24 protein-coding genes are annotated in these 25,505 nt (G+C 71.0%); 13 read left to right on the top strand and 11 right to left on the bottom strand.

What is annotated here, in order from left to right; genetic code table 11:
• The first annotated feature begins 110 nt into the window (after positions 1 to 110).
• Entirely contained in the window at positions 111 to 659 is a 549-nt protein-coding gene (locus ACIA3K_RS20610; protein ID WP_396802966.1) for a sigma-70 family RNA polymerase sigma factor, read from the top strand.
• Positions 656 to 1,372: an anti-sigma factor family protein gene (locus tag ACIA3K_RS20605; RefSeq protein ID WP_396802918.1), complete on the top strand. Its 717-nt coding sequence runs from the start codon at positions 656 to 658 to the stop codon at positions 1,370 to 1,372. Before ACIA3K_RS20610 ends, ACIA3K_RS20605 begins: the two co-directional genes overlap by 4 nt.
• A 78-nt stretch (positions 1,373 to 1,450) precedes the next feature.
• Here the strand turns inward: ACIA3K_RS20605 and ACIA3K_RS20600 are convergent, their stop codons facing one another.
• From ACIA3K_RS20600 to ACIA3K_RS20590, 3 genes are all read right to left on the bottom strand, one after another.
• Positions 1,451 to 2,362, bottom strand: coding sequence for a hypothetical protein (locus ACIA3K_RS20600; RefSeq protein WP_396802917.1), 912 nt, complete (start codon positions 2,360 to 2,362; stop codon positions 1,451 to 1,453).
• A 120-nt stretch (positions 2,363 to 2,482) separates the two neighbouring features.
• Positions 2,483 to 3,691 carry an alcohol dehydrogenase catalytic domain-containing protein gene (locus ACIA3K_RS20595; RefSeq protein WP_396802915.1) on the bottom strand — a complete coding sequence of 403 codons (1,209 nt, stop codon included), beginning with the start codon at positions 3,689 to 3,691 and terminating at the stop codon, positions 2,483 to 2,485.
• 111 nt (positions 3,692 to 3,802) lie between these two features.
• Positions 3,803 to 6,703: a BTAD domain-containing putative transcriptional regulator gene (locus tag ACIA3K_RS20590; RefSeq protein ID WP_396802913.1), complete on the bottom strand. Its 2,901-nt coding sequence runs from the start codon at positions 6,701 to 6,703 to the stop codon at positions 3,803 to 3,805.
• 248 nt (positions 6,704 to 6,951) lie between these two features.
• Here ACIA3K_RS20590 and ACIA3K_RS20585 point away from each other — a divergent pair, with 248 nt between their 5' ends.
• From ACIA3K_RS20585 to ACIA3K_RS20570, 4 genes are all read left to right on the top strand, one after another.
• Positions 6,952 to 7,908 carry an RNA polymerase sigma factor gene (locus ACIA3K_RS20585; RefSeq protein WP_396802912.1) on the top strand — a complete coding sequence of 319 codons (957 nt, stop codon included), beginning with the start codon at positions 6,952 to 6,954 and terminating at the stop codon, positions 7,906 to 7,908.
• A 51-nt stretch (positions 7,909 to 7,959) separates the two neighbouring features.
• On the top strand, positions 7,960 to 8,712 hold the full coding sequence (locus ACIA3K_RS20580) for a GNAT family N-acetyltransferase (protein WP_396802911.1): 753 nt from the start codon (positions 7,960 to 7,962) through the stop codon (positions 8,710 to 8,712).
• 141 nt (positions 8,713 to 8,853) lie between these two features.
• Positions 8,854 to 9,309: a hypothetical protein gene (locus ACIA3K_RS20575; RefSeq protein ID WP_396802909.1), complete on the top strand. Its 456-nt coding sequence runs from the start codon at positions 8,854 to 8,856 to the stop codon at positions 9,307 to 9,309.
• Entirely contained in the window at positions 9,276 to 9,614 is a 339-nt protein-coding gene (locus ACIA3K_RS20570) for a winged helix-turn-helix domain-containing protein (protein WP_396802908.1), read from the top strand. Before ACIA3K_RS20575 ends, ACIA3K_RS20570 begins: the two co-directional genes overlap by 34 nt.
• 259 nt (positions 9,615 to 9,873) lie before the next feature.
• Here ACIA3K_RS20570 and ACIA3K_RS20565 read toward each other — a convergent pair whose 3' ends face one another.
• From ACIA3K_RS20565 to ACIA3K_RS20550, 4 genes are all read right to left on the bottom strand, one after another.
• Positions 9,874 to 11,469, bottom strand: coding sequence for a Na+/H+ antiporter (locus ACIA3K_RS20565; protein WP_396802907.1), 1,596 nt, complete (start codon positions 11,467 to 11,469; stop codon positions 9,874 to 9,876).
• An 86-nt stretch (positions 11,470 to 11,555) separates the two neighbouring features.
• Positions 11,556 to 12,167: a YdeI family protein gene (locus tag ACIA3K_RS20560; RefSeq protein WP_396802905.1), complete on the bottom strand. Its 612-nt coding sequence runs from the start codon at positions 12,165 to 12,167 to the stop codon at positions 11,556 to 11,558.
• Between the two features lie 135 nt (positions 12,168 to 12,302).
• The gene (locus ACIA3K_RS20555) at positions 12,303 to 13,541 is read right to left on the bottom strand and encodes a cellulose-binding domain-containing protein (RefSeq protein ID WP_396802904.1); all 1,239 of its coding nucleotides are present in this window, start codon (positions 13,539 to 13,541) and stop codon (positions 12,303 to 12,305) included.
• Between the two features lie 498 nt (positions 13,542 to 14,039).
• The gene (locus ACIA3K_RS20550; RefSeq protein WP_396802903.1) at positions 14,040 to 14,804 is read right to left on the bottom strand and encodes an SDR family oxidoreductase; all 765 of its coding nucleotides are present in this window, start codon (positions 14,802 to 14,804) and stop codon (positions 14,040 to 14,042) included.
• A gap of 53 nt (positions 14,805 to 14,857) precedes the next feature.
• On the opposite strand from ACIA3K_RS20550, the gene ACIA3K_RS20545 reads away from it, so the two are divergent.
• A complete protein-coding gene (locus tag ACIA3K_RS20545) occupies positions 14,858 to 15,460 on the top strand; it encodes a TetR/AcrR family transcriptional regulator (RefSeq protein ID WP_396802902.1) in 603 nt (200 codons plus the stop codon).
• Positions 15,461 to 15,464: 4 nt separating this feature from the next.
• Here ACIA3K_RS20545 and ACIA3K_RS20540 read toward each other — a convergent pair whose 3' ends face one another.
• Positions 15,465 to 15,962 carry a YcxB family protein gene (locus ACIA3K_RS20540; RefSeq protein ID WP_396802901.1) on the bottom strand — a complete coding sequence of 166 codons (498 nt, stop codon included), beginning with the start codon at positions 15,960 to 15,962 and terminating at the stop codon, positions 15,465 to 15,467.
• 93 nt (positions 15,963 to 16,055) lie between these two features.
• On the opposite strand from ACIA3K_RS20540, the gene ACIA3K_RS20535 reads away from it, so the two are divergent.
• Entirely contained in the window at positions 16,056 to 16,616 is a 561-nt protein-coding gene (locus ACIA3K_RS20535; protein WP_396802900.1) for a hypothetical protein, read from the top strand.
• A gap of 22 nt (positions 16,617 to 16,638) precedes the next feature.
• On the top strand, positions 16,639 to 17,859 hold the full coding sequence (locus tag ACIA3K_RS20530) for an MFS transporter (RefSeq protein WP_396802899.1): 1,221 nt from the start codon (positions 16,639 to 16,641) through the stop codon (positions 17,857 to 17,859).
• An 11-nt stretch (positions 17,860 to 17,870) separates the two neighbouring features.
• On the opposite strand, the gene ACIA3K_RS20525 is transcribed toward ACIA3K_RS20530, so the two are convergent.
• On the bottom strand, positions 17,871 to 19,109 hold the full coding sequence (locus tag ACIA3K_RS20525) for a hypothetical protein (RefSeq protein WP_396802898.1): 1,239 nt from the start codon (positions 19,107 to 19,109) through the stop codon (positions 17,871 to 17,873).
• 272 nt (positions 19,110 to 19,381) lie between these two features.
• Between ACIA3K_RS20525 and ACIA3K_RS20520 the strand changes: the two genes are divergently transcribed.
• Complete coding sequence (locus ACIA3K_RS20520) at positions 19,382 to 20,905, top strand: RICIN domain-containing protein (protein WP_396802896.1); 1,524 nt, start codon at positions 19,382 to 19,384, stop codon at positions 20,903 to 20,905.
• A gap of 71 nt (positions 20,906 to 20,976) precedes the next feature.
• On the opposite strand, the gene ACIA3K_RS20515 is transcribed toward ACIA3K_RS20520, so the two are convergent.
• Positions 20,977 to 22,104, bottom strand: a complete 1,128-nt coding sequence (locus ACIA3K_RS20515) for an arabinogalactan endo-beta-1,4-galactanase (RefSeq protein WP_396802895.1) — start codon at positions 22,102 to 22,104, stop codon at positions 20,977 to 20,979.
• Positions 22,105 to 22,129: 25 nt separating this feature from the next.
• A complete protein-coding gene (locus tag ACIA3K_RS20510) occupies positions 22,130 to 23,320 on the bottom strand; it encodes a cellulose binding domain-containing protein (RefSeq protein WP_396802894.1) in 1,191 nt (396 codons plus the stop codon).
• A 224-nt stretch (positions 23,321 to 23,544) separates the two neighbouring features.
• Between ACIA3K_RS20510 and ACIA3K_RS20505 the strand changes: the two genes are divergently transcribed.
• The 3 genes from ACIA3K_RS20505 (at position 23,545) to ACIA3K_RS20495 (ending at position 25,470) form a co-directional block, all read left to right on the top strand.
• Positions 23,545 to 24,372 carry an SAM-dependent methyltransferase gene (locus ACIA3K_RS20505; RefSeq protein WP_396802893.1) on the top strand — a complete coding sequence of 276 codons (828 nt, stop codon included), beginning with the start codon at positions 23,545 to 23,547 and terminating at the stop codon, positions 24,370 to 24,372.
• Between the two features lie 155 nt (positions 24,373 to 24,527).
• Positions 24,528 to 24,917 (top strand): hypothetical protein, encoded by a 390-nt coding sequence (locus ACIA3K_RS20500; protein WP_396802892.1) that lies wholly within the window; start codon positions 24,528 to 24,530, stop codon positions 24,915 to 24,917.
• 97 nt (positions 24,918 to 25,014) lie between these two features.
• A complete protein-coding gene (locus tag ACIA3K_RS20495; RefSeq protein ID WP_396802891.1) occupies positions 25,015 to 25,470 on the top strand; it encodes a hypothetical protein in 456 nt (151 codons plus the stop codon).
• Positions 25,471 to 25,505: the final 35 nt, after the last annotated feature.

Here is a 25,505-nt window from a genome sequence, read left to right as displayed (position 1 = left end):
CAAATCTTCTATTGATCAACTATCGGTACTAACAGGACGTGCATCCTGATGACCCGTAGACAACCGGCGGGCACGCCGGAGACGTGAGGGTCGGCAAAAGGGTGGTAGCAATGGCGGGATCAGGACCTGTTCGTCGGCGCGAAGTGGCAGGCGAGGCACTGGTCCGGTCCATATTCGAGGAGCACGGACGCGCGATGCTCGCTTACGCGACACAGTTGACCCGCGACCGCGCTGCCGCGGAGGACGTCGTCCAGGAAGCGCTGGTGCGCGCGTGGCGTCACCCCGACAGTCTGGTCAACGGCAAGGGCTCGGTACGGGGTTGGCTGTTGACGGTCGTCCGCAACATCGTGACCGACACCGTCCGCGCCCGGAACGCGCGACCACCCGAGGTGCCGGAGGGTCCGACGGAAGCCGCGGTCGAGCGTGACCACGCCGACCAGGTGGTCGACTCGATCGTCGTGACGGACGCCCTCAATCGCCTCTCCACCGAACACCGACAGGTGCTCGAGCAGGTCTACCTGCGCGGGAGTACAGTCGCGGAAGCCGCCCAGGTCCTCGGGATCCCGCCGGGCACCGTGAAGTCCCGCTCCTACTACGCACTCCGAGCCCTCCGCGATCTCGCCGAGCGTCGCGCCGGGGTGGAACGGCCTGCCTCATGACATCCGACAGCTCATCGCCCCACTCCGACCACTTCGACGTCGGCGGTTATCTGCTGGGCGCACTCGACGAGGAGTCGGCCCGCCGGGCCGACGAGCACCTGGCGGGTTGTGCGCAGTGCCGGGCCGAGGTCGAATCGCTGCGGACATGGGCGGACGCGCTCGAGAACGTACCCGATGTGATGCTGCTCGACGGCCCGCCGGAGGACGGCGACCTGCTGTTGCAGCGCACCCTGCGGCAGATCCGCGGCGAGGCCGCCGACGAGCGCCACCGCCGTCACGCCGTGACCGGGGTCGCCGCGGCGGTCGTCGCCTCGGCCGTCCTCGGCGGCGCCTTCCTCGTTCCCCGGGGCGACACGACGACGGACGCCACCGCGCCGCCGCCGAGCCCGAGCGTCCCGTCCGACCGGGCGGTCCGCTCCGCCAGCGCCGCCGATCCGCGCACCGGCGCTCGTCTCGCCGTCGCCGTCCAGCCGGCCCCCGGCTGGGTACGCCTCAACGCCACGGTGTCCGGCATCCCGCAGGGCCAGCGTTGTCGCCTGCTGGTCGTCGGCAAGGACGGCAGCACGGTACTGGCGGGCAGCTGGCTGGTGTCGGAGCGCGGGGCCGCCGAGGGCGTGACCCTGGACGGCAGTGCCCTGATCGACGAGGCCCAGATCGGCAGTGTCCGGGTGGAGACGACCGACGGCACGGTGTACGTCAGCGCGCCGCTGTAGGGCGTACCACCAGCGGCGACAGACAGCAACGCGCCGGCCCGGCCAGTGGCCGGGCCGGCGCGAGCCGGACCGCCGGGATCAGCCCAGGCGCACCGAGACGACCGCGTTGTCGAAGTCGACGGTCGCCAGATCCGCGACGTCCCCGTTGATCACCTTCGAACGGCCGGTGCAGTCCGGGCCCGCCCACAGCTTGAGCGAGCCGGGCGCCGCCACCGAGGAGGAGACACCCGGACGGCTCAGGTTCCGGCAGCCGGTGCCGGCGATCCCCTGTGAGCCAGCGCCGTCGCCGAAGTTGGTGTCGTCGAAGAAGACGGCGCTGGTGGCCGGCGGAGCCGGCGAGTCCGCGCCGGGCTGCTCGCCACCGGACACACCGGCCTTGCCGCCGGTCGGGGTCACGCCGAACCAGGTGCCCCCGACACCCTGACCCTTGGTCTCGCCGGGCTTGGTGTCCTTGGCGAAGCGGTAGACCGGCCAGCCGCCGATGGTGACCTGTCGGCTGCCGTCCGAGCGTCGGACCGTACCGACGGCCTCCGCCTTGACCCCCGCGACGAAGATCTTGCCGCCCGGCGTCACCGTGACCGGCGGCCAGGTGACGGCGCAGTCGCCGTCGCAGTTCGACCTCGGCGGGTTGTTGGTGTCCTTGTCGAACCGGTACAGGGTCAGCCCCGCGCCGTTGACGACGACGGGGTCGACCTTGCCCGCCCGGCCCAGGGTCATCTGCACCCAGCGCTGCGCCGACTCGCGGGCGGCCCCGGTCGCCACCCCGCCGTTGGGTACCGCCCAGTCACCGGTGCCCTCCGCCGCGTTGTTGGACTTCGCGGTGCCGGACGTGAGGGCGAGGTCGGCGACGCCCTGTGGTGATGCCGCCGGGCTGCCGCTCAGGTCGGCGGCCCGCGCCGGGCCGGGTGGCACCTGGCTCGGGCCGCACGCCGTGAGCGTCACCGCGCCGACGGCCAGCGCGGCGATGAGGGGTGTCACGTGGTTGCGCATCATCGGAAATCTCCAGCGGTCACCCGGCTTCCAGGAGGTCCGGAAACCGTTCGCCCCTCACACGCAACAGGTCCGGAATCGGTTCAGGGCCGGGTGTTGCCGCCGTCGACACCGAGCAACTCAGCTGGCGCGCAGGGCCACCTTCAGCCAGCCGGGGCTGCGCAGGTCGAACTCCCGGTACGCGCCAACCGCGTCGGTCAGCGGTTCGTGCTCGGTCACGACATCCTCCGGACGGACCTGACCGGAGGCGACCATGGCCGCCAGCTTGGGGATGTACCGGGGATGGTTGCCGTTGCCGGCGCGGATGGTCAGGTTGCGTCCCATGGCCATTCCGATCGGGAAGTACCGGTCGCCGGGCGGATAGACGCCCACGATGCCAAGCGTGCCGACCTTGGCGAGACTGTCGACCGCCCAGGTCTGCGCCTGGCTCGGCGCGTCACCCGGCTTCCAGTGCCCATCCTGGCCCTGACTGTCGAGGTTCGGCGAGAGCGCGCGCTGCTCCTCGGCGTTGCGCTCGGCGTCCTTGCCCGCAGCGGGCCCCGACTTGGCGCTCTCGCTGTCCACTCCGACGGCGTCGATCGCGCAGTCGGCCCCGATACCGTTCGTCAACTCCATGATGGCGTCGACCGGGTCGACCTCGTTGAAGTTGATCACCTCGGCGCCACGGCTACGGGCATGCTCCAGCCGGTCGGCGTGCCCGTCGATCGCGATCACCCGGGACGCGCCACGCTGGTACGCGGAGAGGATGGCGAACTGACCCACCGGACCGCAACCCCAGACCGTCACCACCTTGCCGTCGTCGGCATCAGCCAGGACCGCTCCGAAGTAGCCGGTCGGGTAGATGTCGGACAGCGTGATGGCCTGTGACTCGGTGACGTTCTCGGCAAGGGAGATCAGGTTGGTGTGGGCGAAGGGTACGCGCGCGTACTCCGCCTGCAAGCCGTTGAACGGACCCTGCATCTCGGGTGAGCCGGGCGACGCCGTACCGGTCCGGGGTCCGAGCGGGTTGGCGTTGTCGCACTGCGCGAAGAGGCCCCGGCGGCAGTACCAGCAGGACCCGCAGCCCAGCACCGCCGAGATCACCACCCGGTCACCCGGCCGGAAGTTGTGGATCTGCGAGCCGACCTCCTCGACCACCCCGACGCCCTCGTGGCCGAGCACCTTGCCCGGCTTCATCCCGGGCATGGTGCCACGGACGAAGTGCAGGTCGGTGCCGCAGATCGCCGCCGTGGTGACCCGGACGATCGCGTCCGTGGGTTGCTCGATGCGGGGCTCGGGCACGTCGTCGACCCGAATGTCACCGATACCGTGGAAAACGACGGCCTTCACGCGTACTCCCATCCGCGCTGGTCGCGCGGTGGCGCCAGCCCTCGACAACGGGACACCTCGTGCCCGGAACGAGATCCGGCTTCCCCGGGCGGGCCACGACAAACCGCCCGGTCACGCCAGTTTCTGGGCCAGTCGGGTGACCGAGGCTCGCATCCCGTCGGTACCCCCGTCGGGGAACTCCCGCAGCAGCGTGCGGGCCTGTTCGAACGCCCGCCGGGAACCGGGCAGGTCACCGACGGCGATGAGAACGTCGGCCATCTGCCGCAGCGCGTCGAACTGCGACGGCCGGTTCCCCACGCGCCGCGCCGTGCTCGCCGCGAGTTCCAGCTCCGTCACCGCCTCGGCGACACGGCCGGTCTCGACCAGATTGTCCGCGACGGCGGCGCGAATCGCGCTCTCCTCGTGCGCACGCCCCGCCCGCTCGTTGAGGTCGAGCGCCTCCCGGAGCACCTGGATCGACTCAGCGACCTGCCCCAGGGCGGTCAACGACCGTCCCATCCGCAGCAGGCTGCAGATCTCGCCCTGCCGGTGGCCGAGCAGACGGAACAGCGCCAGCGCCTCCGTGCTGTGCGTGAGCGCAAGGTCGTGTCGGCCCAACACGCTGAGCACCTGGTGGCAGTTGTTGTGCACCAACGCCTGTTCCAGACGCATGCCCCGGTCCTGGTAGGTCGGTCCGGCCTCGCCGAGCAGGCCGAGCGCCTCCTCGTGGGCGCCGAGAAAGTACCGCGCGCCCGCCAGGCTGCGCAGGACGTGCGCCTCCCCCACGACGTCGTGGCGTGCTCGCGCGGCACGCAGCGCGCTGCGCATGACGTCCTCCCAGTCCTGGAAGCGTCCGGCCCACTGCAGGTACTGCTGCATCGAGATGGCGAGCTGCCACGGCACGATGCCGTACCCGACGTCGGCGGCGAGGCGCACCACCTCCGTGAGCACCTCCCGCTGGCGGTCGAACCAGGCGATCGCCTCGTCGTGCGTGCCCGGCCGCTCGACGACGACACCGGGCAGCGGCGGCGCCGGCTCGATCGGCGGACGGTTCGGGTGCAGCGCGAGCTGCGCCTGGTAGCTGCTGTGCAGGTAGTGCTGCAGCAGGCGGCTGAGCGCCGCCTGCCGTTCCGCCGCCGGCTCCTCGGCCTCCAACAGCTCCTCGGCGTACGCCTTCACCAGCACGTGCGACGTGAGCCTGCCGTCCTCGTGCTCGCTCACCAGCGCCGCGTCGATGAGCTCGGCGAGCAGGGCACGCGTGGTGTCCGGGTCGCGGTCGGCGAGGCTCACGCAGGCCTCGGCCGTGACACCGGGCAGCGGGGCGGCCGACAGCAGTCGGAACAGCCGGGCGGCCTCCGGACTGAGCTGCCGATAGGACCACGAGAAGGCCGTCCGAGGATCGATCAGCCCGCGGCTGCCCGCGAACGCCTCAAGGCGGTGGGCGCTGTCGCGCAACTCGGCGGCGATGGTGGCGAGCGACAGCGCCGGACGAGCGGCGATCCGGGCCGCCAGGATGGCCAGCGCCAGCGGAAGCCGGCCACACAGCTCGATGATCTCGTCGGCCATGCCGGCCCACTCCCCGTCGTCGGTCGACCGGCTTGGCAGGCCGGCGAGACGACGTTCGAGCAGTCGACGGGCCGTCGGCAGGTCGGGCGGGTCGACCCGGAGCAGGTGCGCGCCGTCGAAGGCCGCGAGGCCGACGAGGGCCCGCCGGCTGGTGACGATGACGAGACTCCCTGCCGAGTTCGGCAGCAGCGGGCGCACCTGGGCGGCGTCGTGGGCGTTGTCCAGCAGGAAGAGCATTTGCTTACCGGCCGTCATGCTCCGGTACGTGCCGATCCGCGCGTCGAACGTGTCGGGTACGTCGGAGGCGGGCACGCCCACCATGTGCAGCAGCGAGCGTACGGCGTCGTCGGCCGACAGGCGCTCGTCCGCGCAGAGGTGCCCCCGCAGGTCGAGGTAGAGCTGCCCGTCGGCGAACTCGTCGGCCACCCGGTGCGCGAAATGCGTGGCGAGCGTCGAGGTGCCCACTCCACCCATGCCGTCCATCGCGATGACCAGTGGACTGGTCCGCCCGGCGGTCCGCATCCCCGTGGTCAGGTCGCCCAGGATCAGCAGTTCGGATTCGCGGCCCACGAAGAAGGGCGGGTCCGGCGGGAGCTGCGCCGGGCGGACCAGCGGTGCCGGCCGGGCCACCACGTGGTCCGCGTCCTCGGCGGGCGTCAGCGCCGTCTGGGTGAGGGCCCGCCGATGGGCATCCTGCAGGTGGTAGCCGGGGTCGATGCCCAACTCCTCGTCGAGGCGCGCCCGGATGACGCCGTACACGGCCAACGCCTCCGCCTGCTGGCCCGCTGCGGCGAGGGTCGTCACGAGGCTCGCGTGGACCGGCTCGTTGAGTTCACCCATCGTCGCCGCGAGCCGCAGCGGCGTCAGGACCCGGGCGGGTTGACGCAGCCGTACGGCCACCGCGGCGGCGGCGGTCGCGGCGTCGAAGAACTCGCCGTCGATGCCCGCGCAGACCGCCGCGGCGGCGGCGCTGTCCAGAAGTCCGTCACCGGACGAACCGTGGCAGCGCCCCAGCGCGTCGAGATAGTGCTCCAACGCCTCCTCCGGGCGGTCCTGCGCCAGGCTGGACCTCGCCGCCGAGACGTCGCGGCGGAACGCGACGAGGTCGAGCGTCTCCGGCCCGGCCACGAAGAGGTACCCGTTGCCGTGCCGCAGCAGGTACGAGCCGACGGCCCGCGCGGGCAGGTCGGGTTCGAGCAGGCGGCGCAGCGCCGCGACGTACTTGTGGATCACGTTCACGGCGCTGGCCGGAGAATCTGGACCCCAGACGAGATCCATCAGATCGCTGGTGGTGGTGGGACGCCCCTGCCGGGCCAGCAGGACCGCCAAGAGACGGCGCTGCTGGCGCGGACCCGCGTCGAGTTCGGCCGCACCGCGCCAGACCCGCAGCGGGCCCATGATCTGCAGGCGCGGTCCCCCCTGCGACGCCGATTCCTCTGTTTGACCGGAGCCGACATCGTCCGTCACGTTGATCACGCTGCGTCCACCGACTGAAGGTTTACTTGACGACGACTGGATCGGACAGTTCGCCGCAGGATCCGACAATCCCGGGCGCGGGGAAGCCGACACCGTGGTCGAAGGCGGCACGCATCGACCGGTTCGGCGCTGCCGAGGCGCGGTCCTGTCTCGTAACCCATGTCCAGCAGACGCCGTCGGCACGACGAAAGTTCGATCCTCTCGATGGATTTCTCCCATCGGCGAGCTAGCGTTCCTGGATGCTTCTTTCGACCTCGGCGCACGTGTCGGCCGGCGACACGGTCGAGCAGGTCCGGAGCGCCCAGCAGGGCGATCCGGCCAGCTTCGCGCTGCTTCTCGACCGTCACTACCCCGGCATGCTCGCGGTGGCGCACCGCCTGTTGGGCTCCCGGCCCGACGCCGAGGACGCCTGCCAGGATGCGGCGATCACGGCGTTCAGCCGCATCGGTGAGCTGCGCGACCCCGGTGCCGCGCGGTCCTGGCTACACGCCATCGTGCGCAACAACTGCCGAACGATGCTCCGCGCCCGCGTCCCCGTTCCGGTCGGGGTGGCCGGCGAGAATCTGCTCGCCTCGGAGCTGGACGACCCGGTCGCGAGCATCGAACGCAGCGCCGTGCGGGACTGGGTCTGGCACGCGATCCAGCAGTTGTCGCCGGCCGCGCAGACGGTGGCGTTGCTGCGGTACTTCACCAGTAACAACTCGTACGAGCAGATCGCCGACCTCTGCGGTACGCCGGTCGGCACTGTCCGTAGTCGCCTGAGCGAGGCACGCCGGCAGTTGGCCGAGGTCCTCCCCCGTGTGCACGACGAGCGGCACGGCGGGACCGTGGCGCTGCGCGCCGAACGACAGCAGGAGGCGGCGACCATCCTGTCGGCGGTGCCGGACGGCGCCAGGCTGAACAAGGTGACCGCCCGCTGGGCCGAGGACATGACCTTCTGGTGGCCGAGTGGCATCCGGACGATCGGTCGGGAACCGGTCTTCGCCGTCATGCGGCAGGACTACGAGTCCGGCGTCGCTGCCAGGGTCACCGGAGTGCTCGCCGGGTCCGGCGTCACGATCTGGGAGAACGCCTTCATCAACCCGCCGGAGGATCCGTACCACTGCCCGCCCGGGGGGACCTGGTTGTTGAGGGAGAAAGAGGGCCTGGTGCGCGAGGTGCGCCTTCTGCACACCCCACGGCCACCCCGGTTCTAGAGAATCCACCGCGGAATCGAACTTTCCCCCGCCGAACCTTGTCCTGAGGGTATGACGACGTACTCCATCCACGACCTGGAACCACAGCTCGCCGCGAACCGCACGTACTGGTGCGGTTGGGCCGGCGCCCAGCCCGACACCGACCTGCCGATCTATCGCGCCGACATCCCCCACCCGCTGTTCAACGGGGTCATGCGCGTGCGCGGGCGGCAGCTCGACGACGCGATCACGGAGGCGAGGAAGCACCTGACCGGCTCGGTCTGGGGCTGGTGGGTAGGTGCGGACAGCGACGAGGGCACCGCCGAGGGCCTGCTCGCGCGCGGTGCGACGCAGATCTCCGACATGCCCGTCATGGCAATGGACGTGACCACGCTGCCCGAGGTCGAGGGCACCGGCGACCTGCGGATCCAGGTCGCCGCCACGCCGGCCGAGATGTGCGAGTACGTCGAGGCGTACGTCGGGCCGCTCGGCGTCCCCGGCGACCCCGGCCTCGTCGCCGACCGGGAACTGTCCTTCGCCTACCCGGACGTGATCCGTCTCGCCGGCATCGTGGACGGCCGCACCGTGAGCACGTGCACCCTGTCGCTCGGCACCGACGTCGGCGCCCTGTACTGCATCGCCACCCACCCCGACCACCAGCGCAAGGGCATCGCGAGCGCCCTCACCCGCGAGGCGCTGCGTATCACCCGGGAGTCCGGGCGGCGGATCGCCACCCTCCAGGCGAGCAGTGAGGGCGAGCCGATGTACCGAAAGATCGGCTTCGAAACGGTCACCCGCTACCGCCTCTACCAGCTCCCGGAGTGAGTCCCACGCCGCTGTCGGGCGGGTCGCGCACCGGTCCGCTCGATGGCGCGCTGGCCGATCAGGCAACTACTTGCTCGTACGGAAAGTGGGTGTTAGCTTTCCGTACGAGCAAGTACTTTCCCTAGCTCAAGGAGTTGCGCGATGAGCACCACCCCGACCCCAGAAGAGGCACGGCGGGCTCTCGAGGACGTCGACCGGCGCCGGGACCAGACGGCTGCGGCCGCCAGCCGGTCCCGGTGGACCTGGCTAGCGGCCGGGATCCTCGTCGCGGCGTACGGGATCGTGGCCGACCGGTATCCGGACTTCGTGCGCACCTACGGCACCACCATCGTCATCCTGCTGCTGCTCGCCTCGATGGCGGCCAACACCCGATGGGGAGCGGCGCTGCTGCGGCGGCCGGTGCGTCCCCGTGCCACCCCCGACACGTCGAGCCTGCTGTGGTCGGCCCTGGTGCTGGCCCTCCTGATCGCGGGCGCGGCCTTCGCCACCGCCCTGGACGTTCCGCACCTCTGGGCGTGGTTCGGCCTGGTGGGCGGTGTCCTGCTGGCCGCCGCCGGGCCGTGGTGGCAACGCCGCGTCCTCACCCGCCCGGCCTGACCGTGGCGGCCGACCCGAAGCTGGACCCGGTCCTGCTCGATCCCACCCGGCTGGCCATCCTGGCGCTGCTGGCGGGGACCGAGTGGGCCGAGTTCGCGTTCGTCCGCGACGCCATGAACCTGAGCGATTCGGCCCTTTCCAAGCGCATCTCGAACCTGAGCGACGGCGGTTACGTCGAGGTGCGCAAGGGCTACGTGGGCAAGCGACCCCGCACGTGGATCAACCTCTCCGTGGCCGGGCGCGCGGCCCTGAGCGGCCACATCGCCGCCCTGCGGGACATCGCCGCCCGCGTGGACGGGCCTTAGGCCGTGTCTCAACGACTGCGCCCGCTTCTGCTTCAACCGGCTCAAGCAGTGCGACACCGTGCGTCACCGCCACGCCATGCGACCGACGGCGACAACACCCTGATGAGCCTGATGCCGCTGAGTCATCTAGATGACTCACCGGCATCAGGCTCATCAGCATTACCGCCGCCGCTCAGCGCCGCAGCCCCGACCGCGCTGATCGCGGCAGCGTCACCATCGCCGCGCTACTGCGATGGTTGTGAACCTTTGAAGACACGGCCTAGCGGTTGTCGTTGTCCCGGCGCTGGGTCATGTGGACCTGTTCGAGGTCGAGTCCGTCCTGGACCCGGCGAAGCACCTCGTCGTCGATCTCGCCCGCGTCGCGCATGCGCACGACGGTCTCGTGGCGGTGGTCGATGACCGCGAGGTGCAGGTCGGCGTACTGCTTCTCGTAGTCGGCCGCGGCCTCGTCCGGGCCGGCGGGGGCGTCGCCGTCGCGCAGCACCCGCAGTCGGCGGTCGTACTCCGTGCGCAGTTGCTCGTGCACGTCGTCGCTCGTACCCAGCTCGGCGGCCATCGTGGGCAGGGACTCCAATGCCCGGTCCATGGACGTGATCTCGGCCTGCCGGCGTTCCCGCTCGGCCTCGGAGTCGGCGCCCAGGCCGGCCCAGCGCGTCACCCGGGGCATCAGCGGCGCCTGCACCAGCAGGGTCACGGCGATCACGACAGCCGTGACGAAGACGATGAGGTCGCGGTCCGGGAACTCCGCTCCGGACGGAAGCGTGTGCGGTACGGCCAGCGCCGCCGCCATCGACACGGCCCCCCGGAAACCGGCCGCCGACATGAGCGCCCGGGGTCGCCCACTGAGCCGTCGTTCCCGCTGCTGCGGTCGGCGGTCGATCGCCCGGATCAGGTACGGGCTGGTGAAGAGCCAGCCGAACCGCACGGCGACGATGACCGCGCAGACCACGAGCGCGACCAGCAGGCCGTGGGCCAGACCGGTGTGGTCCAGCCCGCGCACCGCCGACTGCGCCTCCAGCCCCACCAGGACGAACAGCGCCGCGTTCGCCAGCATGGTCACGAACTCCATGACGGTGTGGACGTGCCGGCGCGCGTTACCAGGGAACAGGCGTGGCGAGGCGCGGCCCACCCACAGTCCGCTGACCACGGCCGCGAGGACACCGGACACCTCGGCCGCCTCGGCGATCAGATAGGCGGTCAGGGGCGTCAGCAGCGCGAGCAGATTGTGCTGGAACGGGTCGGTCAACCGGCGACGAAGCTGCAGGACGAGGAACGTCACGATCGCGCCGGACGCGATGCCACCGAGGTACGAGAAGGCGAACAACCCGGCGACCCGACCGATGCTCAGGTGCTCCTCGCCCAGGGTGATCCCGACCGCGAGCGTGTAGATCACCAGCGCCGTACCGTCGTTGACCAGGCTCTCCGCGCGCAACGTGGTCGCGATACGGCGGGGCAGCATCCGGCCCAGGACGCCGACCGCCGTCGCGTCGGTCGGCGCGACCGCGGCGCCCAGCACCCAGGCCGCTCCCCAGCCGAGCCCGAGCGCGTGCGCGGCGACCGCTACGCCGGCCGCCGTCGCCACCACGAGCAGGGTGCTCAGCAGCACGATGACCCGCAGATTCCGGCGCATCTCGCGCAGCGAGGAGGAGAACGCCTCCCAGTAGAGCAGCACCGGAAGGAACACCAACAGGACGGCCTCGGGCGGCAGGTGCACCCCCCGCAGGGCGGGGGCGAAGCCGAGGAGGACACCGGCGATCAGCAGCAGCACCGGCGGGGCGATCCGGAGCCGACGGGCCGCGCCCGTACCGATCAGGATCGCGACACCAACCGCTACGACCAGGGCGAGGCTGGACACGGGGTTCCTCTGTCCTTCGTTCGGGGTGACTGGGGTCCGGCAAGGATGACCGGATCCAGTGGACGGCTACTTGACGTTGCCCCGGATCACGACGACGGAGGGCTCGACGGCCTGGCCTTCTGCGGGTAGGGGGTCTCGTGGCGGGCCAGCATGGCGACGAACTCGGCGATCTTCCGCTCGCGGGTCTCGGCCCGCTTGACCGCGTTGACGCGGTGGATGAGAGAGAACCGGTTGGTCTTGGTGAGCACGTCGAACATGGCCTGGGCGGCGGGATCGGCGGCGATGGCGGCGAGCAGGTCGGCTGGCACCTCGGCTTCCGACGGCGGAGCGTACGCGGCCGCCCACCGCCCGTCGGCCTTGGCGGCCTCCACCGCGGCCCGGCCGGCGGACGTCATCCGCCCCTGCGTCTCCAGCCGCGCCACGTGGGCGACGTTGCGTTGTGACCAGATACTGCGCGGACGGCGGGGGGTGTACCGGATCCAGGAGGACTCCTCGTCCCGCTTGCGGGCCTGCCCGTCGATCCAGCCGTAACAGAGCGCCTCGTCGACCGCCTGCTGCCAGGTCAGCGTCGTGACCGTGCCGCCCTTCCTGGTCAGGGCCAGCCAGACGCCCGGCGACGTGGTGTGGTTGGCGGACAACCACGCGCGCAGCGCCTCGGCGTCCACGACGATCAATTCCTGGAGTTCGGCGCTCGCCATGACAGCAGGCTATCGTCGCGCCGGCCGGCCAGCCTCCACCAGGTGGGCCGTTCCGGCACCGACCGACGGCGGGCGCGGGGACGGCCGGGGGTGCGGCACGTCGACCGTGCCACACCCCCGATCCCACATCCGGCGTCAGCAGCCGATCCGGCTGGCTCCGACCGCGACGTCGTCGTACCAGAGGGTGTCGGACCCGTTGCCGTAGCTCTCCCAGCCCAGCTTCAGGTCGGTGAGCTGCGGTCGCCAGGTGCGGTTGTACCACTGCCCGTCGATGTCGTGCGTGGGTACGCCGTCCGCGGTCAGCCCCGCGACGGCGGCCCCGTCCAGCCAGGTACGGAGCTGACCGGACGAGCCGTCCACCATGAACTCGATGCAGGTCCACCGGTTGGTGGGCAGCGGCACGCTCTGTGCCACCCCGGCCGGGCTCTGCTCCGGCAGGGTCGCGTCGTCGGAGGCGCGGTTCCACTGCAGGGCGCCGTTCTGGCCGCCCATCCGCAGGTCCCGGTTACCGTCGGCGGCGTCGGTCATCGCCATCATCGTGGTGTGGTCGGTGGGCTGGGCGGTGGTGTGCCGGACCCAGATCCGGCCGTAGCGGACGCTGCCCACGCTGCCGAGGTTCTTCGTCGACCTGATGAAGACGTGGTTGCAGTACCCGGCCGCCCCGTTGATCCGCACGGCTCGGCTGCCGCTGTGCGTGGTGGTCGTGTCGATGGTGGCGGTTCCGGCACCAGAACAGTCCGGGCTCACGACGGCCCAGTCGCCGGACGGTGTCGAACCGGTCTGGTTCTCGAAGCCGTCGCAGAGCACCGCTCCGGCACAGCCGACCGGCGGCGGCGTGGTGGGGGGCGGCGTGGTGGGGGGCGGCGTGGTGGGGGGCGGCGTCGTCGGCGGGGGCGTCGTGGGTGGCGGCGTCGTCGGCGGCGCGCTGGTCGGCGGGGGCGTCGTCGGCGCGACGCCGTTGCACGGTACGCCGTTCAGGCTGAAGCCGGTCGGCGCTCCACCGCTGGTGCCGTACGTGCCCTGCACCCCGAACTCGGTGGCGCCACCGGCCGGGATGCTTCCGTTGTACGACATGTTGCGGGCGGTCACCGTCGACCCGGACTGGCTGACCGTGGCGTTCCAGCCGCTCGTGACGCGCTCGTTCCCGGCGTACGTCCAGGTGACGGTCCAGGTGGAGACGGCGGTGTCGCCCGGGCTGACCTTGACGCTGGCGGTGAAACCGCCGGGCCACTGGTTGGGCGTGTAGTCGACCCGGCAGCCCTGGGCGGCCGAGGCCGGAGCGACGAGCAGGGCGGTGCCGGTCGCGGTCACAGCGGCGGCCAAGGCGGCGACGACCGCGAGGGTCGGGGCGGGGCGGGCGCGGAGAATGGTCATGGGAAGTCCTTCTGCCATCGAGCGGGAGACCGGCGCGGCAGCGCGCGTCCGGGGCGGACGCGGCGACACGCCGGGTACGGCGCGGCGATGCGCCACAGCGAGTGGTCGATGCGTACGACCGACGTGCCCGGCTCGAGGTGAAGCTGTCAGTCACCGCTTCGGGTCTCTGCCCGTAACGCGGTGACGCCCGCCCCCAATGTATTGACAGACCACTATCTAATCAAGCGCGTGTAAATCGGTGGCCCGACGCCAGCGGCCATGCAGGCGTGGCCGGAGAAGGACCGGGCCCGCACGGCCCGGCATCACCAGCAGACAGAGGCACGGCGATGCGAGGACTCGAAACCCCGCCCATCCGGACGCGAGATTTCGAGTCGACGCCCGGCGGCGACCGACCGGTGTCCGGCGAGCCGCCGCGGCGGGCCCGCACCGACGGCAACCCGTTCGACCGGGCGGAGTACCTGCGCTTCCTCGCCCAGCCGAAGAACCGACCCGTCGCCGTCAGGGACGAGGCCCCAGGAAGAGACCGCCGCTCGCCTCGATGACCTGACCGGTGACCCAGCGAGCGGCGTCGGAGGCCAGGAACGCGACCACCTCGGCAACGTCGTCGGGGTTGCCCAGCCGTTCGAGCGCCGTCATTCCGGTGATCAGGTCGGCCAGGCCCGGCGTCTCGAAGACCTGCGCATTCGTGGCGGTCCGGGTAGCGCCGGGGGCGACCGCGTTCACCGTGATCCCCCGGGCACCGAGCTGGTTGGCCAGGGTGCGGGTCATCGTCTCCACCGCGCCCTTGGTCATGGCGAACGACGTCTGGGTGGTGTTGGCCATCCGGGTCGCCACGGACGAGATCGTGATGATCCGGCCACCGTCGCTGAGTAGGGGTAGCGCCTGCTCGATGAGGAAGTACGGCGCTCGTACGTTGACCGCGAACAGGTGGTCGAAGGCTGCCAGCGTCGTGGCGCCGAGCGGACCGGCGGGTGGTGCCGCCGCGTTGTTGACGAGGATGTCCAGCGGCTGTCCGGCCAGACTGGCCCGGACACCGTCGATCAGCGTCTCGACATCTCCCTCCGCGCCCAGCTCCGCGCCGACCGCGTACGCCCGTCCGCCGGTTCGGGTGATTTGCTCGACGATGGCCGTCGCGCCGTGCCGATCGGTGCCGTAGTGGGCGACGACAACGGCTCCCCGCGACGCCAGCCGGAGTGCGATCGCCTGTCCGATGCCCCGTGACGCGCCGGTGACCAGGGCTGTTCTACCGCTGAAATCGCTCACTTGTTAGACGCTCCCAACTTGGTAGTCACTATCACTGCGATAGTGTCTAACACATGGGCGAGCGACACTCAACGCTGCGGGAGCAGCGACGGGCCGAGACGCAGCGCTTGGTCCAGGCGGTAGCGGTGCGGCTGTTCGTTGAACGCGGATACGACCGCACGACCGTCAACGACGTCGCAGAGGCTGCGGGCGTGTCGCCGATGACGGTGTACCGGCACTTCCCGACGAAGGAGGACCTGGTGCTGGTCGACCAGAACGGCCCACTGATCGCCCGGCAGATCGCCGCGACAACGGCCGGGCAGCCCTTCGTACCCCGCATCGGCGGCGCGCTCATCGACGCCGCGCGTACGCTGACCGACGGCGACGACCGGCTCCTGCTGGCCCGGCTACGGCTGATGATCTCGACGCCCGCCCTGCGTGCCCGACACCTGGACAGCCAGTACGTGCTTCAACAGGCCATCGTGGACGCCCTCGGGGACGAGGCCGCCGATCCCGACACGGCCTTCGAGGCCGCCGCTGCGGCCAGCGCCTGCCTGGCCGCCATGCACACCGCGCTGGTGCGGTGGGCGCAGGACGACGGGCGCAGCGACCTACCCGACCTCATCGCGAAGGCACTCGCGGCGGCCTTCGGTGCCGACGCGCCACGGCAGGGGTGACGCCTCAGCGCGCTCGGAGCAGCCCCCGGTCGGCCAGGAAGTTCCGCAACGTCTCGGCGTCCTCGGCGGACATCAGCCACCGGGGGATCACGGTCGCCGGCATCCGGCCGACGAACACGATCCAGAAATCCGGATTGTCCTGCACCCGCGCGACCCCGTCCCAGGCGATACCGCCGGACTCCGAGCCGCTGCGCATCATGATGTTGTCGTCGGTGATCTCGTACGCGCCCTCGACGGCGTAGTCACCCGAGCGGCGGCGGGCCCGCGACCTCACCCAGGGCAGGTAGAGCATCGACAGCACGCCGGCGACCACCAACGTCAGCCACAGCGGGGACGCGCGCTCACCCCAGCCCAGCCCGCGCGAGAGCACCAGGCCGACCGCCCCGACCGCCACCAGCACCGCGCCGATGTAGCTGAACCGACGCAGCCGGATACCGGCGAGGGTGGCCGCCACACGAGCGGGGTAGGCGGGATCGGCGGGTACGTCGAAGCGGATGCGCACCCCAGAACGATAGTGCCTGCGTCGGCCCGGGTGGCGGCGGACGCGGGGTCGCGGACGTTTCGGCCGCAGTGGCTTTCGGGTAGCGGATGGCGCATGAACCGCGATCTCCTGAAGGCCGTCCAGGTGGCCTGGGGGCTGCCGGAGTTCCGCGACGGGCTGCGACACCTCATCGACCTCGACGAGGTGTCCGTGCTGCTGGGCACGCTGGCCGTGCCGGATCACGACGGCGCGGTCGACCGCAGCCTGGTGGACCTGCTGCGGTCCAGCCTGGAGACGGTCGAGATCCGGGAGGCCGTGTTGCTGCTGCTGGAACGCGACGAGGTGCGCCGGCCGCTCGTGGCGGCGGCGGTGGAACCGCTCGCCGACCGACCGGGCCTCGCCGCCGCCATCGCCTCGGCCGCCGAGGATCCCGGGGTACGGCGTGCGGTCCGGGCGGCGCTGGACAGCGCCAACGTGCGCGAGCTGATCTGGCAGGCGATGGAGAACCAGCTCAGCGACCACCGGTTCGGCATGATCCGCCGGGCCGCGGCGCTGTTCGTACGGCACCCGAGCGTGCGGCGACTGGCGTGGGCCGCGCGCCGGCACGGCGTGCTGCGCGAACTACGGCGCGGACCGCTGATCGACCAGGGGCCCTCGGCCGGCAAGGGGCTTTGACACCCGCCCTTAGCGTGGCGGGGTGGCCGCGCCCCGCCCGGCACCGCCCCCGCACCTGAGCCGCCCGCTGACGTTCCTGTTCGCGCTGGCGGCCGGCGCGGCCGTCGCCAACCTGTACTGGGCGCAGCCGCTGCTCGGCGCCATCGCCGACGACCTGGACGCGCCGACGTCCACGGCCGGCTGGCTCGTGACCGCGACGCAGATCGGGTACGCCGTCGGCGTCCTGCTGCTCGTACCGCTCGGCGACGTCCTGGACCGCCGCCGCTTCGTCCCGCTCATGTTCCTGGCCTCCGCCGCCGCGCTACTGCTGTGCGCGCTGGCGCCGTCGATCGGCATGCTCCTGGTCGCGCTCGGCGTGCTGGGCGTCACGACGATCGCCGGGCAGATCCTCACGCCGCTCGCCGGGGACCTGGCCGGTGACGCCGACCGTGGTCGGATCGTCGGTGTCGTCGGATCGGGGACCCTCACGGGCATCCTGGCCTCCCGCACGGTCAGCGGAATCGTCGCCGGCGCCGCCGGTTGGCGTGCGACCTACGCCCTCGCCGCGATCGTCGCCGCCCTGCTCGCGGTCCTGCTCCACCGCGCGACGCCGCCGCTGCCACCGCGAGCACGCATCCCGTACCCACGGCTGCTGTTCTCGGTCGCCGCGATGGTCCGGCGGGAGCGGGCGGTCCGATGGACGCTGGTCCTGGCCGCCACCGGCTTCGCCGCGTTCTCGCTCCTCTGGACGGCGCTGACGTTCCTGCTCAGCGGTCCACCGTTCTACTATCCGCCAGCGGTGATCGGGATGTTCGGGCTGGTCGGACTCGCCGGTGTCCTCTCCGGCCTGCGCGGTGGTCGCCTGCACGACCGCGGCTGGTCACTTCCGGCCACCGGGGCGGCCTGGGCCCTGGCCCTGGGGGCGTTCGTCGTCGCGGCGTTCGGCGGCCGGTCCCTCGTACTTCTCATCATCGCGGCCGTCGTGGTCGACGTCGCCTTCCAGACGCAGGCCCTGCTCAACCGTGCACGGTTGTTCGCCCTCGCGCACGAGGCGCGCAGCCGGCTCAACACGGCTCTGGCGACCAGCAACTTCATCGGCGCCGCCGCCGGTTCCGCCGCCGCGAGCACGCTGTGGTCAGCGGGCGGCTGGACAGCGGTCGCGATCGCGGGAGCGGGCCTGGGCTGTCTGGCGCTCACCGTGTGGGCGCTGGGACGGTGTGGCCCACTCGTCGTCGACCGTGCCGAACCAGATCCCGTCACCTGAGGACGAGCGGGTCAGCGCGCCTGCGTCTGGTCGACGATCGGAAACACCCGCCGTACGGCCGCCAGGAACTCGTCGCGGCGGGAAGCGTAGGTGCTGACCGTCGCCCACAGCGCCTCCAACGCGGCTTGCAACGGATCCGACTCCCCGGCGGCCACGAGGGCCGGCAGGGCCATCGCGACCGGGTCCACCGGACCGTCGAGCGCCGCGCGCAGCAGGTCGGTCGGCGCAGCATCGCTGCGGCGCAGCGAGGCGACGGCGATCATGACGGTCGGCCTGCCCTGGATGCGCGTCCTGAGCGCCGTCGTGTCGGTGAATTCGGCGGGCAGCGGTCCACCCCGTTCCAGCGCCGTCCACGCCGGCCCCATCCAGTCGAGATCCGCGATGCCGGCGAGGGCGCACGCCTGCCGCGCCGCCCAGACCGCGATCTCGCGTTGGGTGTCGGCATCGGCATCGGCCACCCCGTCGACCAGGTCCCGGTCCAGCAACAGCATGCCGTGGATGTTGCCGCGTACCTGCCGGAGTCGCTCGCTCGGCAGACGCCCGTTCCAGCGCCGCAACTCCTCGCGCCGCCGGTACTCCTCGTTGCGGCGATCCTCCTCGGCCCGCCTGCGCACCTCGGCCTCGACCCGCTCCCACGGCGTGAGCGGGGCCGGCAGTCCACGAGCCCAACCGTGCCAGTACGCCGCGTTGCCGCTGCTCTGGCGCAGTACCGCGTCGGCGCGGACAGCACCGTCACCCGGGCCGCCGCCCGCGCTGGCCTCCGGCCAGAAGCACAGCAGGTAGTGGTCCGGTCGTCGGTCCAGGTAGGTGTGGTCGTCCTCGTCGATCTCGTCGGGGTCGAGCCCGCCGAACGGATCGTTCCCCTCGTCCATCCCCGCCGCGCAGTACCGCACGCGGTAGACCGGCAGTCGGCCGCCGTCACCTTCCTCCGAGGTCAGCGGCAGGTGAGCCAGCGTCCCATCGCCCCACGGGACCAGGTCGACCACCGGGGCCCTCGGCTGGAGCGACACCTCCACCACGTCCTCCCACTCGGCGGCTGCGGTCGGCGGCTCGGCGTCGTGCAGCTCGATCCGGATCCGGACCCGTCCGGAGTGGGTGCCGGTCATCAGGAACAGCGCACCCGGGTGACCGGCCCCGCACAGTCCATTGGCCTGCCCGGCGAACGCCCGCTCCATGTCGGGCAGATCTCGGCTCGTCACGTAGATCTGCCCGTAGTCGACCGGGGCCGGGCCGTCGAAGAGAACGTGCATCGAGCGATCCTGTCATCGACCGATCGCCATCCGCTGCCCCGCGACGAGGCGGGCGACCACCTCGTCAGCGAGAAACGTCGATGCCTTGACACTCCACATGCGATCGCTAACACTTGGCTGCAACACGCGCTTAACACACAGAACACACGCTGTCCGCATCAGGGTGAGGTGCCGGGTCCACCTGTGCGGCACGCCAATCACGCCGCGATTCGACCATTCATGTCCGCGGTTCGTGTTAGCGCTAACACATCCCCGACCGCCTCGGAGGCATCATGGTCACACCACCCGCTGACCGCGCACCTGATTCGACGCGCGATCCTCGCCTGTTACGACGGACGCTCGTCGCCCTGGTGGCGGTGTTGACGGCGATGGTCGGCGGCATCGCGGTCCGACCTGGGCCGGCCGCTGCCGCCACCAGTCAGTTCCGGGGCATGAACTGGGCCGTGCTGGGCGACAACTTCAGCACCGGACCTCTCGTCGTACAGGGCCTGAGCATGTCCGACAGCAACGCCACCGTGCGGGCCAAGGCCAACGCCCTCTACGACGACATGGCGTCCACGCTGGGTGTCAACACCGTCCGGCTGCCCATCAACACCCACACCGTCGGGACCGCCTGGTGGGAGGCCTATCGCGGTGCCATCGACGCCGCCACCGCCCGTGGGTTCAAGGTGATCCTCGCGTACTGGGAGGACGGCGCCGCCTCCGGCGGCAGGATCACGAACCTCGCCGCGTGGAACGCGATGTGGTCCACGGTGACCAACACGTACGGCTCGAACACCAACGTCTACTTCGAGCCGATGAACGAGCCACACGGCTACAGCTCGGCGGAGTGGCGCACCGTCGCGGCCAACTGGCTCACCTACCACTACTCGGCCCCGCCCGGCCGGGTGCTCATCGGTGGCACCGGCTTCAGCCAGGACCTGCGCGACATCTGCAACGACAGCCGCTTCAACGCCACGCTGCTCTCCTTCCACTACTACGCCTTCTTCTACGGCGCGATGACCTACGACGCCTTCCGCGGCCACATCCAGACGCGCCTCGGCAACTGCGCCTCCCGGGCGGTCGCCACCGAGTTCGGCGCGCCCATGAACGACGGCCGCAACTACGCCGACCCGAACAGCACCGACAACTTCGTGCGCTACATCCGTGCCATGGCCCAGGTCATGCGCGACAACCAGATGGGCGGCACCTACTGGCCCGCCCTCGGAGGCAAACCCGGCAGCATCGGCTACGACTGGTACTCGATGTACGCGTTCAGCGGCGGCGGCACCGACCTCAACCTGACCGTTCGCAACACCTCCGGCGCGGACCGGATCCGCTATGGCTGGGGCGACACCATCGGCGGCGGCGACCCCACGACGCCTCCCCCGACGACGGGGACCTTCTACCGGATCGACGTGCGGCACAGCGGCAAGGCCATGGACGTCCAGTCACCGAACACGAACAACGGCGCACGCGTCGGCCAGTACACGTACGGCGGCAACGCCTGGCAGCAGTGGCAGTTCCAGGACGCCGGCAGCGGCTACTGGCGGATCATCAGCCGCAACAGCGGGAAGTGCCTCGACGTGACGAGCGCCTCGACCGCCGACGGCGCCGAGCTGATCCAGTACACCTGCGGCAGCGGCACCAACCAGCAGTTCCAGATGGTCACCAACGGCGGCTACTTCCAACTCCGCGCCCGGCACAGCAACAAGTGCGTGGACGTGCCCGCCGCGTCGACCGCGGACGGGGTGGTCCTCAAGCAGTACACCTGCAACAGCGGAACCAACCAGCAGTGGTCGCGCACGGCCGTCTGACGACCGGCACGCCAGCGCCCCCGCTCATCGTCGTAACGGTGCGCGGGGGCGCGTCGTCCGTCCCGCGAAGATCAGGGCGTCCAGCGTACGTTCGGGTTCACCCGCCCGGACCAGTCGAAGACGGCCATGTTGTCCCACTGGTTTCCGGTGCCGTTGATGTTGGCCGGGTCCCAACCGTTGCCGTTGACGGCGTACCAGGTGGGCTCCCAGTAGAAGACACCGATGGCCCCGGCGTTGCGGGCGGTGTTCTGCACCCAGTCGAACTCCTGAGCCTGACCCGACCAGGTCGCGCTGATGCCGTCGCACGTCGCGTCGCCGATGGCGTTCGGCTCGCTGTCCGCGTTGTTCCGCGTGAAGGGGTACGCGGTCTCCGCGATCACCACCGGCCTGCCGTAGCGACCGCGCAGGTCGACGATGTTGTTGTAGAGGTTCGCCAGGCTGCCGTGCCACACGCAGTAGTAGGACAGGGCCGTGATGTCCCACTGCACGCCCTGGGCACGGATGCCGTCGTAGAACCAGCGGGCGTTGGCGTTGCTGTCGGCGTTGGCGGTGTGGATCATCACCGGGATGCCGCCGCCGCACGCCTTGGTCGCGTTGTAGCCCTGCTTCAGCAGGCCGGCCAGCGGGCCGAAGTCGTTGTTGACGACCTTGCCCTCGTTCCACAGCATCCCGACGTTGATCTCGTTGCCGATCTGCACGCTGTCCGGCAGGGTGCCCTGCCCCCGCAGGCCGGCGCAGACGTCGTAGGTGAAGTTGTACACGTCGGCGCCCAGTTGGCTCAGGGTGTGGCCGGCCCACGCGGCCGGCTTGTACTGCTTGCCGGGGTCGGCCCAGGTGTCCGAGTAGTGGAAGTCGATGAGCACCTTGAGGCCCTTCGCCTTCGCCGCCCTGGCCTGGGCCAACACCTTGCTCTTGTTGTTGTAGCCGCTGGTCGGGTTGTTCCAGACGCGCAGGCGGACGTAGTTCACGCCGATGGACCTCAGGATGTCCAGTGGATCACGGGCGACACCGCCGGCGTCGTAGTACCGCGCGCCCAGGTCGAGGCTGCGCTGCAACGAGGAGACGTCCGCGCCCCGCATGGTGAGCGTGTTCGCGGCGGAGGCGGGCGCGCCCAGGCCGCCGAGCGTGGTGGAGACGACGAGGATGCCGGCCAGGACAGCCCGGGCCAGGGTCCTACGGCGACGCTGCGGTGTGCTCACGGGACTCCTTGGGAAGGGGGCGGGCTCAGCCCACCGCGCACGGGGCGCCGTTCAGCGTGAAGCCGAGCGGCGGCGCGTCGCTGGCGCTCCACCGCCCCTGGATGCCGAAGGTCGTCGAGCCGTTCGGCGCCAGGACGCGGTTCCAGTCGACGTTACGGGCGGTCACGGTGGAGCCGGTCTGGCCGACCGTGGCGTTCCACGCCGACGTCACCTGCTGGTCCCCGTTGAAGGAGAAGGTGACGATCCAGCCATCGACCGGTGCCGCACCGAGATTCTGGACGGTCACGGACGCCACGAAGCCGGTCTGCCACTCCGACTGGTTCCGGTAGGTCACCCGGCACGTCGAGGGCGGCGGGGGCGACGGCGTGGACGTCGTGGGCAGGGTGACCGTGTTGGACGCGATCGACACGTTGCCCGCCGCGTCCCGGGCCCGTACGTAGTAGAGGTTCCGCAGCGGCGTGGACGCGGGCAGCGGCGTCGTGTACGTCGTTCCCGGCACGGTGGCGATCAGCGTCGAGCTGAACCAGCCGTCGAAGCGGTAGACGTTGTACCCGAGCACGCCCACGTTGTCGGTCGACGGCGACCAGGACAGCGTGCCGTTCGAGGCGGTCACCCCGGTGACCGTCAGGTTCTGCGGCGCGCTCGGCGGGGTGGTGTCCCCGCCGGTGTCCGTCACCGGCGTGACCACGGTCAGCGTGTCCGTGGAGGTCGACCGGTGCCCGAGGGTGTCCCGGGCGGCCACCCGGAACGAATACTGCCTGCCCGGCCCGATGTACGAGGTGATCGTGGTGCTGGTGACGGCGCCGACGCTGGCGCTGTAGATGACGTCGTCGAACGCCTGGTAGTAGGTGATGTCGTACCCGACGATGGCGCAGCAGCCCGGCTTGGCGGCCGTCCAGGTGAGGGTGACCGATCCGGTGCGTACCTCGCTGGCGGCCAGGTTTGTGGGCGGGCTCGGCGGGAAGGGCGAGGTGCCCGGCGTGCCGGGCGGGGTGGTGGGCGGCGGTGGCGCGGTCCCGGTCGGTTCGGCGGCGGGCATCGCGCCGACGCGCGGCGCCGGGGCGACCCCGGGGTACGCGGCGGGGGCGGCGGTGCCGGCGTCGGCCGCCGGCGCGATGCCCGCGACGGTCACGACCACCGTCGTCGAGAGCATGGCGGCGACCAGCAGACCTGGACCGAGACGGCGGAACAGCGGGGACGACGCGACGCCTGTCATACGTCGACGATGCGGCCATCATATTGATGATCGCCAACGTATCTCATTACTCGGTCGCCTCTCTTCCGGCGTGTCACCCGATGAGCGCAGTGGTGAGGAGACGATTCACTGGGAGCGATACCAGGCGGGGCGGAATTCCGCCCGCCCGATCGCTACACTCGCCCCAAAGCCGGCACCGTCCACAGTCCTCAGCCTGCGCTGATTCGATTCGAATGGAGACGCCTGTGACCCGCGACAAGGCGGCACCCCCGGGCATCGACCCCCGCATTCCCAGCGTGGCCCGGGTCTACGACTTCTTCCTGGGCGGCAAGGACAACTTCGAGTCGGACCGGCAGGTCGCCGAGCACGCCCTGCGGATCACCCCGGACGGGCCGGCAGCCGGCCAGGCGAACCGGGCCTTCCTGCGTCGGGTGATCCGCTTCCTGGTCTCCGAGGCGGGCATCGACCAGTTCCTCGACATCGGATCGGGGCTGCCCACCCAGGGCAACGTGCACGAGGTCGCCACCGAGCAGAACCCGAAGGCCCAGGTGGTCTACGTCGACAACGACCCGATCGTCCTGACGCACGGCCGGGCACTGCTTGCCGCGGACGGCACAGCGACGGTGATCCAGGCGGACATCCGGACGCCGCAGGAGATCCTGCACCACCCGGACGTGCGGCGGTTCGTCGACTTCGACCGACCGGTCGGGCTGCTCCTCTTCGCGATCCTGCACCACCTGGGCGACGACGAGGATCCGCGCGCGGTGGCGGCCGAGCTGATCGACGCGCTGCCCTCGGGCAGCTACGTGGCGATCTCGCACTTCCGCGACCCCGGCGAACGGGACCCGGAGGGCTCCCGCAAGGCGCGCGAGGTCGAGCGGGTCTTCAACGAGTCGCTGGGCACCGGCCGCTGGCGTACGGACGAGGAGATCCTCTCGTTCGTCGACGGGCTGGAGGTGCTGGAGCCGGGGCTGGTGCCGCTGGCCGAGTGGCGGCCGGAGCCGGGCGCGTCCGCGCCGCAGCAGACCGACACCTATCACACGTTCGTCGGGCTGCTCGCCCGCAAACCGTAGGCCCCACGCCCGCTGCGGTCCGTCGGCGAGAGCTCTCGTCGACGGATCCGCCGTGTCGCGCCAGGCCGAGACCTACCGACCCCGAGACGACCCACCCCAGTTATTGACGACGCAAATTTCCACCGGTAGCCTAAATTTGCATTGATAGTTGTCGATTGCAGGGGGCAGCCGTGCACTGGAAGTCCATCGCCGTCACCGCGTCCGTCGCGGGCGTCCTGGTCACCGCTCCCGCCGCCCCCGCCGCGGCCTCCGGTGTCTGGGGACCCGGGAACTGCCCGCAGGGCACGTTCTGCGCCTGGCCCAACTGGGACCACCCGGCGGAGGGCCCGACTGCGCCCCCGTCCCTGGTGACCAGCACCGAGTGGTCGGGCAACGTCCCGGTCTTCAACTACTACAACCACACCTCCCGGAACGCCGAGATCACCTGGTCCTACACGTACCTCGGCACGCCCCTCACCGGCACGGAGTGCGTCCGCCCCGGCGACGGAAACTTCTACGTCCCCATGTTCGTGACGAAGGTGACCTGGCAGACGCGCACCTGCTGACGCCTCGTGCGAGCGGACGCCCCCGGGCGTCGCCCCGGCTCGCGAAACCGTCCCGACCGGGACCACATTGGACCGGTTGCCCTGCCAGGATCGTGCCGTGGGAATCCTCTGCGACTACTTCACGGCCGGCTCCGATGAGGCCGCCGCCGCCGTGATCGACGTTCTCGGCGGTCCGTGTGCCGCCACCGACCCCGAACTCCAGGTTCTTGAGCTGAAGGGCCTCGAGCCCTCCGTGTTGATCGGGAAACTGGAGGAGTTGTTGACCGGCGTCGACTACGACGCGGTGACCGAGCGCCCGAGGTGGAGTCACATCGTCGCCGCTCGCGACGACGGCGACCAACTCGTGATCGCGTTGACGGACGAGGTGCAGGCAGCGCTGTCCACCTCGTCCGAGGCCGACCTGCGTCGGGTGGCCGTGCCGTGGTCGCAGGTCGAGGAGATCCGTGGGCAGTGCGAGCCCTCCGACCTCGCGGAGATCCTGATCGAGCTGGCAACGCTGGCCCGGCGCGCCACCGCACGACGCGAACGTCTCTACTGCTGGGTCTCCGTCTGACGTCGGGGAGGACCCGGACACCGCCGTCCGGGCAC

This window comes from Micromonospora sp. NPDC051543 (genome assembly GCF_044454415.1).
Lineage (GTDB): Bacteria > Actinomycetota > Actinomycetes > Mycobacteriales > Micromonosporaceae > Micromonospora.
The sequence above is the reverse complement of the archived record's forward strand: the minus strand, read 5'-3'. Positions and strand labels throughout refer to the sequence as shown.